The following is a 9,510-nucleotide window of genomic DNA, read 5'->3' as shown; positions in this document are numbered from 1 at the left end:
TGACCTGCGCGCCCGGATCGAGGCCTACCCCTGGCCAGCCGGGCGCGGTGGCATCGAGGTGGTGCGCGCCAACAGGGGCTACACGCTCTACAGCCAGCGCACCGGCGGACCTGTCGCCCGGCTGCGCCTAACCGGCCAGGGTGACAGAGTTCAGGTTCTCTGGTGGCGCCGCGAGGCTTGGGGCAACCCGGGCCCGTTCGGCCGCGAGGTCATGCCGCTCGACGACGCTCTCGCCTTTATCGCCGCCGAGGGCTTTTTCTGGATCCATGCATCATGACGAGATCGTCACAGCATGTGCAAACTCAAGCTAAGGCTCACCCCAGTCCATGCTACTCCCCCGCCATGGTAACCAAGCTTGACGCTATCCAGGCTTCTGCGTGGGGCGCCTGCTACTTGAACCAGTAGGAACGCTTCCCGGTCGGCGCCTCCGGTACCACAGGAAGCTTGGCGCCCGCTGCGTAAGCGGCGAGGAATTGCTGAAGGATCGCGCGAATCTCGAGGGCCGTCATCGTCCCAGAGGCATGTGCGAGTTCCCGCGCGAGGCCGTAATAAAGCTTGCCCTCGACGTTGCCGTTGCCGCCGTAGCCGGACAGCATGGCCGCCACCCGCTCCGCGGCGAAACGGGCGTTATCGACATTCGCCGCCGTGCCCCCGGTCTTGAAGAACTTGACCTCCTCCGCCCTCCCGTCTTCATTCAACCTGACGCCTTCCACTTCCTCGGTCACCTGCCACGTCCAACCCCCACTGTTGGGCCGCACCGTGCAGACGATATGCCTAACGCGGCCATCGGCGTCGTTCGACAACGAGCTCATGTGGTCATCGAAGTCGCAGATGAGGCCACGATCTCCGTGCTGTCTCCATGGCAGGGTGCCAATGTCGCTTTCCGCCAGAAGCTCCTTGCCTTCATTCATGGTCATCATCCCGCGCTATCTCCAGAGAAATCTCGCCCTGTCATTTCAGGCGGGCGTATCGTGCACAAACCGGGAAGCATTCGCCACTCTTGGGCACCTCGATCGACTGCGCCCCTGCAACTCGCGGTCGTGGCAAAAGCGGTCGAGCGGGAGCGCTAACGCCTACTGCGCTGGCTTCCCCTCGGAGTCAGTCGTCAGCCGCATGATTCCTCGGGATCGGCTTCCGCCAGACGTCAAACCGGGGGCTGCAAAGCTGGCCCTTGATGCCACGAGTGGTACCCGGCGATGGCCCGAGATTGTCCGCCTGCGAGGAAGGGACCGGCACCTGCGGTCACCCGGCCGTCGTCGTCTCGGTAAGTCGCTCGCAGGTGGAGGCTATGTCAGAGGCTGGTCATTTCCTGGTATGCTGGATTGGTGCAGCCATCTGTCATTTCTTGGTACGATTCGAATGCCTCGCAGCTGGTAGGAGCCTATGAGGCCGTCCCGCCGACTGGCACCCGCGAATGGCTAGCCGACCTTCTCCCTCGCCCGCCTGCCGTAGTCATCGACGTCGGCGCTGGTACCGGCCGCGACGCAGGCGCCTTCGCCGCTGCAGGCTATGAAGTCATCGCCATCGAGCCTTCGTCCTGCATGCGAGCTCAGGCAGAACGGCTGCACCAGTCACCAAGGATTCGCTGGCTCGCGGACAGCCCGCCCGCCCTAACGACGGTGTCCCGTTCGGGTATCGCGGCCGACGTCGTCTCGCTCAGCGCGGTCTGGCAGCACGTCGCCCCCGCAGACCGGCCGCGGGCGTTCCGGAAGGTTGTCGGCCTGCTACGATCCGGCGGGTTGCTGGCCATGACCCTCCGCCATGGTCCCGATGACGGGCGGGGCGCGTACCCCGTCACCTTGACCGAAGTGGAGATCCTGGCACGGGACCACGGCCTGCAGGTCGTCCGGACGGTGGCGTCCCCCGACCTGCAGGGGCGCCCCGACATCTCTTGGACGGCGGTGGTCCTATGCCTGCCGGACGACGGGACAGGCGCCCTGCCGCTCTTGCGGCACCTCATCCTCATGGACGCCAAGAGCGCGACCTACAAGCTGGGCCTGCTTCGGGCGCTGTGCCGCGCAGCCGACGGCTCTGCCGGGCTGGCGGAGGAGGACGGCGACGAGCATGTCCGGCTGCCGTTGGGCTTGGTCGCCCTGAACTGGCTCCGACTCTACCTGCCTCTTGCGAAGGCCAATCTGCCGCAGGCGCCCGGCAACCGGCGCGGTGCCGAAGGGCTCGGCTTTGCCGGTCCTGGCTGGCAGGCCCTTGAGGCCGGTGCCCTGTCGTCCCTCGACCTCCGCGTTGGTGCCACGCTCGGAAAGACGGCCGCTCGTGCTCTTCACGAGGCGCTACGGGAGGCAGTTGACCACATCTGCCGCATGCCAACGAACTACCTGGCCTTCCCAGGCGGCGGCCGAATCCTCGAGGTCGCTCGCATGCGGGCGACGCGCCCTTCAGGTGCCGTGGTGTTGGAGGGCGCCTCCCTGTCCGCCTTCGGCTCCATGAGGGTGCCGCGTCACCTGTGGACGGCGATGCAGCGCTTCGCGGTCTGGGTGGAACCGGCGCTGGTCTCCGAATGGATGTGCCTGATACAGAGGTACGCTGCCACGCAAGGCAGGGCAGTTGACCCCGGCGCTCTGGCTGCGGCGATGACTTGGTCCGACCCTATGCGCGAAGTTGCTCTGCCACGCACCCGAGCGCTGGCGCTCATGGAGAGCGGGATAGGAGTTTGCTGCGTGTGGAGCGGTAAGCGCCTAATGCCGGACACCCTGGACATCGACCATTGCCTACCGTGGTCAGCCTGGCCCTGCGGCGACCTCTGGAACCTGATGCCTGCCCACCGGCGGGTGAACCAACACAGCAAACGCGAGCGGCTACCGTCCGCCGAAGCTCTCCAGCAGGCTGGACCAGCGATCGCCGATTGGTGGGCGGCCGCCTACCTGCGGCCTGAGGACCAAGTCCTGCCGGTGAGGTTCGCATCCGAGGCGCGAGCCAGTTTGCCCGGGCTTCTGGCAGCCGAGGCGATCAACGGTCACGAGGTGCAAGTAGCAATGGCGCTTCAGCGAACCCGGCTGCGTCAGGATCAGGGGGTGCCGGAGTGGGTATGGCCGACGAGATCCTCATGACCGACCGCTGAGGCCTGGCGCCGCGCTCCCCTCCCGTGGCGACCAGTCCCGCCGGACTGTGCTTCTCGGCCGCGGCGTGGGACATCGTCTTAGTGGCCAGGATGCGCTAGCGCGGTGCTGGAACCGCAGCGCGCCCTCGCCCTTAGGCTCGGGCCGGGTTTCGTGGCACTACGCCGCCCCCTTTGTGAAAGCGGACCGGTGGTCATGGCCTTTGAGATCGAACGCAAGTTCTTGGTGGCGAGCGACGAGTGGCGGGCAGCGGCCATCGGCAGCAGCCGCCTGCGCGACGGCCTAATCGCCCGCTTCGGCAGTGGAAAGGTCCGCGTGCGGCTCAACGGGGAGCGTGGCCTGCTCACCGTGAAGGGCCCGCGCGCAGGTCTCCGGCGCGCCGAGTACGAGTACGAGATCCCCGCCCTGGAGGCCGAGGAAATGTTAGGCATCCTCGCCGACGGACCGATTGTCGAGAAAACCCGCTTCCAAGTGCCGCATGCCGGGATGATCTGGGAGGTGGACGTCCACGAGGGCCTCCTAGCGGGGCTGGTGCTCGCCGAGGTCGAACTCGACCACGAGGGCCAGGAGTTCCTCCTGCCCAAATGGCTTGGCCGCGAGGTGACGGGCGACCCGGCCTACCGCAAGGCGTCCCTAGTGAAGCAGGCTCTTGCGGCCGTATCGCCTTGCTGTCCCTGAGGCTCCGCACCTGTCCGGCATGCGGCGCAGCCTGTTGGGGCGGCAGAAAAGCCCCCACTGACAGCGCCAGTGGGGGCTCCTCAGAACTCCTTCTCGTCGCGGTTAGGCGATCGGGCTGAACTCTGTCTCAGACACCGGGAGCTCCAGCAAAGCTTCCTGGTGTTCCGGCAGTTCGGAGATCTGCAGCAGAACGTCGCCACGGTCGCCACCATTGGCGTCCAAGATGCCGTTCCAGTAGGCGAGGTCCGCCGCCTCAGGGGGCGCGTCCAGTGTGTTCTCCAGCACGCTCGACAGGAACTCGGTGTCGCCGAGGCCGCTCCAGAGGTCCGCGAGGCGATCGGCAAGTCCGTCCAGGCCTGCGTCGCCGAGTTGCGCCACCAGGTTGCGCACCGTGTTCACCGCCGGGATGCTACCGAAGGCGCTGTCGAACAGGCTGGTGACGGCCAAGCGATCAGCGCCACCGTCCTGCTGGTCGAGCGGCAGCGACATGCCCATCGCTTCGGCGATATGCTGGCCGACAGCCGAGTTCTCCTGCACGCCCGTGAACAACTCCGCCCCCGGGCCGACAGCGAAGATCGGCACATCCACCGCCGTATGACCGGTGGTCGTGAACTCGACACCACCCTTGGCGCTCAGCAGTTCCGCCAGGGCAAGAGGAATGTCCTCGCTGCCTTGCAGTTCGGCAACCTCATCGTCGCTCAGCGTCAGGCCCGTGTACTTGGCAACAGTGTCGCGGATCGAGGTGGCATTGGCGGCATCGAACTGCTCCGCCATGCCCTCGGCGGTTTCCGTGAAGTCGCGGAACACGGCGGGCGACGCATCGGCGGTGGGCTGTACCGTCATGCCGCCTGTGTCGTGGTCGGCGACCATCACCACCAACGTGTCCGGATTCGCTTTTTGGAACTCAAGCACCTTCTGCATGCTCGCCTCGAAGGAGGACAGGGCATGCATGGTTGTTGCCGCGTCGTTGCCGTGCCCGAAGGTGTCGGTGTTCTCCTCCTCAAGGAACAGCACGAAGCCGTCCTTGTCCTTGGAGAGGGTATTGAGCGCCACCTCGGTCATCTGCGCCAGGCTCGGCTCCTCGGCAGGGCGCTCGCCAATGGCGTCGAGGTAGTCCTCGTTGTTGAACAGGCCGAGAACGCGATCGCCGTTGAAAGCGGCCAATTCCTGGGCGTCCGAAACGTAGGTCATGCCCTGCTGCTCGGCGAGACCGAACAGGTCAGTGCCATCGGGCTGGGTACCGTCCTCACTCTCGGTGGTGAATTGGTTGCGGCCCGCACCCAGCACGACGTCCAACTGGTTGTCGCGGATATACTGCTGAGCGATGTCAGCCTGATTGCCACGCAGCGGGTTGCTGGCGCCGAAGGCAGCTGGGGATGCGTCGGTGACGGCAGCGGTGGAGACAATACCCGTTGCCTTACCGGCATCGGAAGCCAGATCGGTCACCGAGGTCAGTTCATTGCCGAAGAAGTCGACGCCGACGGAGCCGTTGCGGGTCTTGACCCCGGTGGCATAGGCGTTGGCGCCAGCGGCTGAGTCGGTAATCGGATTGTTGAAGGAGTCGGTCTGCACCATGCCCTTCAGCAGGGGCTCCCAGACGGGAGCATCGGGGCCTTCCTTGAAGTAGCGGTAGTTGGCCAGATACGAGGTGGAAGCCCCATCGGGCAGCATGAAGATGACGTTCTTCGCCGTATCAGGCGTCGGGTTTTCGGCAGCCATGGGTAGGATCTCTCCCGGTGCGACAGCTTTTGCTGACGCCTTGGAAGTTAACCAAAAGCCATCCTTAGTTAAGAGATTGTAGATGATGTTTTATTGAAACTCTATGGCTTCATTTCGAAGAACCGCAACGTCTTAAACCCAATACTACGTTGTGTACTCACAACAAAAAGAACCCCAGCCTTGCTGTTCGCGGCGTCTCAGGCAGATTGTGGCCCAAGCTCGCATTAGCTGATTCTGCTCTACGCTTCATGTAGACATCAGCCTAGCGCCTTTTAACTGTAGCGCCACGCACATCGCTGACGGCTGGCGATCGACTGCTGACTGGCGCCTGTGGCACAGCAGCACGATGTCGTAGGTTTCAGTTCGGCTGCGGGCTACCGAGAGCGCATCACGCAGGAGCGTAGGCTGATGAAGGGCTGTGTGCCGCCTGCGCGGTCGTACAGCACTTCGACCGTTCCCAGGTTGATGGCAGCGGTCGGCCCCCTACCGATGCGCAGAGTCTCTCCCGTATAGGGTGCGAGCATTCCCCGAATTGGATGCTCGGCCGGAGCGCTGACACCCTCGGGAAGCGAGCCCAACCACATGGTCCAGCCGAGTGTATCCCTGGTCAAATTCCGGATGTAGGCACGATACTCGTAGCTGCCCTGGCTGAGCATCACGGCATAGACATAGCGGACAAGCACCCGATCAGAGCAGGTGTCTGCAATAGGTTGCGCGCTGACTGGAATAGGCGAGGCGTACCAAAGAACCGCGAGAAACACGCCCGGCAACGATAACGACTGTCTGACACACCTCAGCGCAGGCGGCATAGCCGGTTGACCTCAAAAAACTTGGCAGGCCCGTCTACTTTGCCGGGCGAGGAATCGGCCCGGTCTGCCCGGCGCTGTCAAGTTCATCTCGATCCGGGATAGCCCGTGCCAGCAGCGCTGCAATCCTGGTGCTGAAGGGTAGGAAAACCGCTGCACCAGCGACGTTGAAAGCAACGTGGGCGTTGGCAATCTGATTTGGCACCTCGCCGCTCGTGAACCGCGCAAAGGCAGCGAGCCAATCAATCAGCAGCACACCGATAGTTACGGACACAACGTTGAACAGCAGATGGAACACTCCAGCTCGCACCGCGTGACGCGAGCGACCTACGGTGGCGACCAGAGTGTCCGAGCACGTGCCGATCTCGGCGCCGAGCATGATGGCAAGGCCGGTCGGCAATTCGATCAATCCTTGCCCGGCCATCACAATCACCACGCCCAAGGTCGCTGAAGAGGACTGGATCAGCAGCGTGAAGGCCGCTCCAGCCAACACCCCGAGCAGCGGCGTGCTCATACTCTTTATCCAGTCCAAGACGACTGGATGGTCGCGCAGCGGCTCCACAGCGTCGCTCAAGACGTGCAGGCCGAATAAAACCAGCCCGATACCGAGCAGCGCTGTTCCCCAGGCTTTGAAGTCGTCGCTACTGGAAAGGGCACGAAGCAGCAGGCCCGCCAGCATGATCACCGGTGCGTACTCGTCCACCCCTAGGGCGAAGATCTGCGAGGACACGGTGGTGCCGATGTTGCTGCCCAGGATCACAGGCAGTGCCTGTGCAAAGCCCATCAAACCGGCATCCACCAAGCCGATAAGCAGGATGATGGTTACGGAGGAGGAGTCGAGCAGCGTAGTAGCAGCAACCCCGGTCAGGAGGCCGCGCACCGGCCCATTGGTGGCGCGCCCAAGAAGCGATTTTACCCGCTCGCCAGCTGCCTCTCGCAGGCCTTCTGCAAGCTGAGAGACGCCGAACAGGAACAGCACCAGCCCGCCCAAAAAGCCCATGGCGAGTTCGACCCAGTCCACCTCCGGTCGACTGCCCCCATCCTGCGCCCAGGCGGCCCCGCCGAGGAGGCAAAGCGCTAGGCCAAGGGCGCTCCGCGGGAGCAGCATATGGCGCATAGGTGTGATTCCCGGATCGGTGGCGGCAACTTGTGCCCTATCACGAGGGTGCCGTTAGGATTCGCTGGGCTGACAGGGTTCATTGAAACGTCTTCGAAGCCACATCGCATGGTCGTGACGCAAATGCGCGACGTAGCTGAGTGTGCAGTCCCTTACGATTCCATTTCGGAACGCTGCGACGTCGGTGGAAAGCAAGGCCGCTCCGAGTAGCGGCAACGGCTTGAGGCGACAGATTTTCAACGGCGACGAAGCGATGGACAGCGTGAACGGGGTTGTGCATGTTCCTGCTTTGTTCGCGGGAGTCGCGCATGGAGGAAACGTTGAGCCCAGGACGCGCGCGCCCAGAACCTGATCGAGAGACGGCCACCTACCTGGCCGACACCGGCGCCACGCAGGCGTACCTGGAGGGCTATGTTCGCCAGCGTTTCCTTCGGGAGCTCGACGAGGAGGAGACGGTCATCCGGAGCCTGCCTTTCTACGCGACGGGCACCGGCGCGACATTCGCCGCCATCGCCGTCGCGGCCCCGCAACTCCGGCAGGCGGCGCCTAGCTTCGCAGTGCCTATCGCCGCCGCCTTTGCTCTCGACGTGGTGCTGGTTGTGGTTTCCATCGCCTGCCTGCTCGCAGCGCTCGTCCGGCGAGGCGTGCTAGACGTGGCGCCCGAGGCCGAACTGCTTCGGTCAGCGGGGCAGGTGGCACAGGACACGAGGGAGCAGTTCGCGGACGCGACGCCACAGGAATTGGAGAGCATCATCCTTGCCCGGGTGCGCGGCAGCCTTGTCGCGCAGATGATTGTCGCAACCGCGCGCAACCGGGAGGCGAACCGGCAGAGGAAGACCTGGAGGAACCGGGCCTTCGTAGCGCTCGTCGGCGCGTTGCTGCTGACAATCGGCGGGCTCGTTGCTACGTTCGTGGCCGGAGGGCTCAGGTAGATGCTCAAGGCGGTGCGCGATGTCGCTCCCGAGGAAGCGCAAAACTCCGACGCCGCGGGCGGGGGGACGCGCCCGCGATGGGGTGAGTTCCCCAAGATGGTCGAGGAGGACCGGGGTAGTCCGACCTCTGTCCCGCCAAGGCGCCCGTCTGATACGAGAGAGCTTCGTGATCTCACCGATATCGCGATCTCGCTCGGGAACCCGCGTGCGCGCTGATTCTGCCCTCAAGCCCCTATGGCAGCGGGCTAAGCCGGACCTGCTTCTGTTACCCCGAGACGTAAAGCTACCGTTGGGCTGCCAACAGAACGAATGTGCTCTAACCGACTGGTAACAGACCGGCCATTCGCCAACCAGCTTGTCAGCTTTCGCCGCACGGGCACTCGTAGGCCGCCGTTCCGCTTTCGGCCAGATCCAGCCTTGGCTGCTGAGCGCCCACTTCGGCCGCTCATTTACCGATGTCGTTTCCCTAAAAGCGGACAAGGCGTTTGAGAAGGTCAGTGGCCGACTTTGCGCCGCGTTGGAAGCGAGCATGGGCGACGCGCTCAGCGGCTGGAACTCGCTCCCACGCTCTTCGATCCTGAATTGCGGGCAACCTATGTAATGTGCTGCGCAATCCGGGCCTTGTCCACGCCACTTGCGATTCCTTGCCGTACGGGTGAGCCGCAGGAGAGCGTGACACCCAGTTAGTGTCGATAATGATGGAGACAGCGTAGGCAGGATTGGGTCCATTGGCGGGCCCTGCTGCCCATACCCCGAGCGGCGCGACCAGGCAGCCTATGTCGACGACTGCAGGGGGCGGCCGCGAGCCACTTTAACAGTTACAGAGCGGTGTGCGGCAACTCCAGTTCGGTAGGGCGCCGTCGTGGCGCCTGCCCCCCTGCCGGAAGGCAGCAAATGCGACTATGTCGCGCGCCTCATCTTTGGGACTTGAGGCATGGTCAACGCAGCCGAAGCCGTCGAGGAAGCAAGGGGCAACAAGCGCGTCGCGCTGCTGATCGCGGCACTCGCTCTAGCTCTTGCGTTCACCGAAGTTGCTGGCGATGACGCCAAGACGGAGGCGCAGCTGAAGAACGTCGAGAGCGCCAACCTGTGGTCGTTCTTCCAGGCGAAGACGGTACGCCAGACGACGCTCCGCGGCCTGTCGGACCTGCTGCCACTGATGACCCCGCGTCCCGGGCGCGAGG

At 64.2% G+C, this 9,510-nt stretch carries 8 protein-coding genes and 1 pseudogene; 6 read left to right on the top strand and 3 right to left on the bottom strand.

Translation table 11 applies throughout. The features are described from left to right. On the top strand, positions 1-277 hold a 277-nt coding region (locus EP26_RS36485), incomplete at its 5' end, for a hypothetical protein (protein WP_043342803.1). A gap of 112 nt (positions 278-389) precedes the next feature. Here EP26_RS36485 and EP26_RS27865 read toward each other — a convergent pair. Then, positions 390-911 carry a hypothetical protein gene (locus EP26_RS27865; RefSeq protein ID WP_157033875.1) on the bottom strand — a complete coding sequence of 174 codons (522 nt, stop codon included), beginning with the start codon at positions 909-911 and terminating at the stop codon, positions 390-392. A 414-nt stretch (positions 912-1,325) separates the two neighbouring features. On the opposite strand from EP26_RS27865, the pseudogene EP26_RS38785 reads away from it, so the two are divergent. From EP26_RS38785 to EP26_RS27855, 3 genes and pseudogenes are all read left to right on the top strand, one after another. Next, positions 1,326-1,742: pseudogene (locus EP26_RS38785) on the top strand (class I SAM-dependent methyltransferase); the annotation flags it as partial. Positions 1,743-1,748: 6 nt separating this feature from the next. Further along, positions 1,749-3,065 (top strand): HNH endonuclease domain-containing protein, encoded by a 1,317-nt coding sequence (locus EP26_RS27860; RefSeq protein ID WP_157033874.1) that lies wholly within the window; start codon positions 1,749-1,751, stop codon positions 3,063-3,065. Positions 3,066-3,269: 204 nt separating this feature from the next. Next, positions 3,270-3,752: a CYTH domain-containing protein gene (locus EP26_RS27855; RefSeq protein ID WP_043343993.1), complete on the top strand. Its 483-nt coding sequence runs from the start codon at positions 3,270-3,272 to the stop codon at positions 3,750-3,752. A 102-nt stretch (positions 3,753-3,854) separates the two neighbouring features. Here the strand turns inward: EP26_RS27855 and EP26_RS27850 are convergent, their stop codons facing one another. Together EP26_RS27850 and EP26_RS27840 are read right to left on the bottom strand one after the other, a co-directional pair. Next, positions 3,855-5,471: an alkaline phosphatase gene (locus EP26_RS27850; protein ID WP_052389783.1), complete on the bottom strand. Its 1,617-nt coding sequence runs from the start codon at positions 5,469-5,471 to the stop codon at positions 3,855-3,857. A gap of 843 nt (positions 5,472-6,314) precedes the next feature. Next, entirely contained in the window at positions 6,315-7,298 is a 984-nt protein-coding gene (locus EP26_RS27840; protein WP_211259590.1) for a Na/Pi cotransporter family protein, read from the bottom strand. A 404-nt stretch (positions 7,299-7,702) separates the two neighbouring features. On the opposite strand from EP26_RS27840, the gene EP26_RS27835 reads away from it, so the two are divergent. Beyond that, positions 7,703-8,326 carry a hypothetical protein gene (locus EP26_RS27835; RefSeq protein ID WP_157033873.1) on the top strand — a complete coding sequence of 208 codons (624 nt, stop codon included), beginning with the start codon at positions 7,703-7,705 and terminating at the stop codon, positions 8,324-8,326. Positions 8,327-9,260: 934 nt separating this feature from the next. Further along, positions 9,261-9,510, top strand: a 250-nt coding sequence (locus EP26_RS27830; protein WP_043343984.1) for a DUF4337 family protein, incomplete at its 3' end; no start/stop codon positions are given.

Origin of the sequence: Belnapia moabensis DSM 16746 (assembly GCF_000745835.1) — a bacterium.
GTDB classification, from domain to species: Bacteria; Pseudomonadota; Alphaproteobacteria; order Acetobacterales; family Acetobacteraceae; genus Belnapia; species Belnapia moabensis.
The sequence above is the reverse complement of the archived record's forward strand: the minus strand, read 5'-3'. Positions and strand labels throughout refer to the sequence as shown.

Coding starts and splice junctions, on each gene's coding strand:
- EP26_RS27855 (WP_043343993.1), top strand. CDS start 3,270: ATGGCCTTTGAGATCGAACGCAAGTTCTTGGTGGCGAGCGACGAGTGG.
- EP26_RS27850 (WP_052389783.1), bottom strand. CDS start 5,471: ATGGCTGCCGAAAACCCGACGCCTGATACGGCGAAGAACGTCATCTTC.
- EP26_RS27860 (WP_157033874.1), top strand. CDS start 1,749: ATGACCCTCCGCCATGGTCCCGATGACGGGCGGGGCGCGTACCCCGTC.
- EP26_RS27835 (WP_157033873.1), top strand. CDS start 7,703: ATGGAGGAAACGTTGAGCCCAGGACGCGCGCGCCCAGAACCTGATCGA.
- EP26_RS27865 (WP_157033875.1), bottom strand. CDS start 911: ATGAATGAAGGCAAGGAGCTTCTGGCGGAAAGCGACATTGGCACCCTG.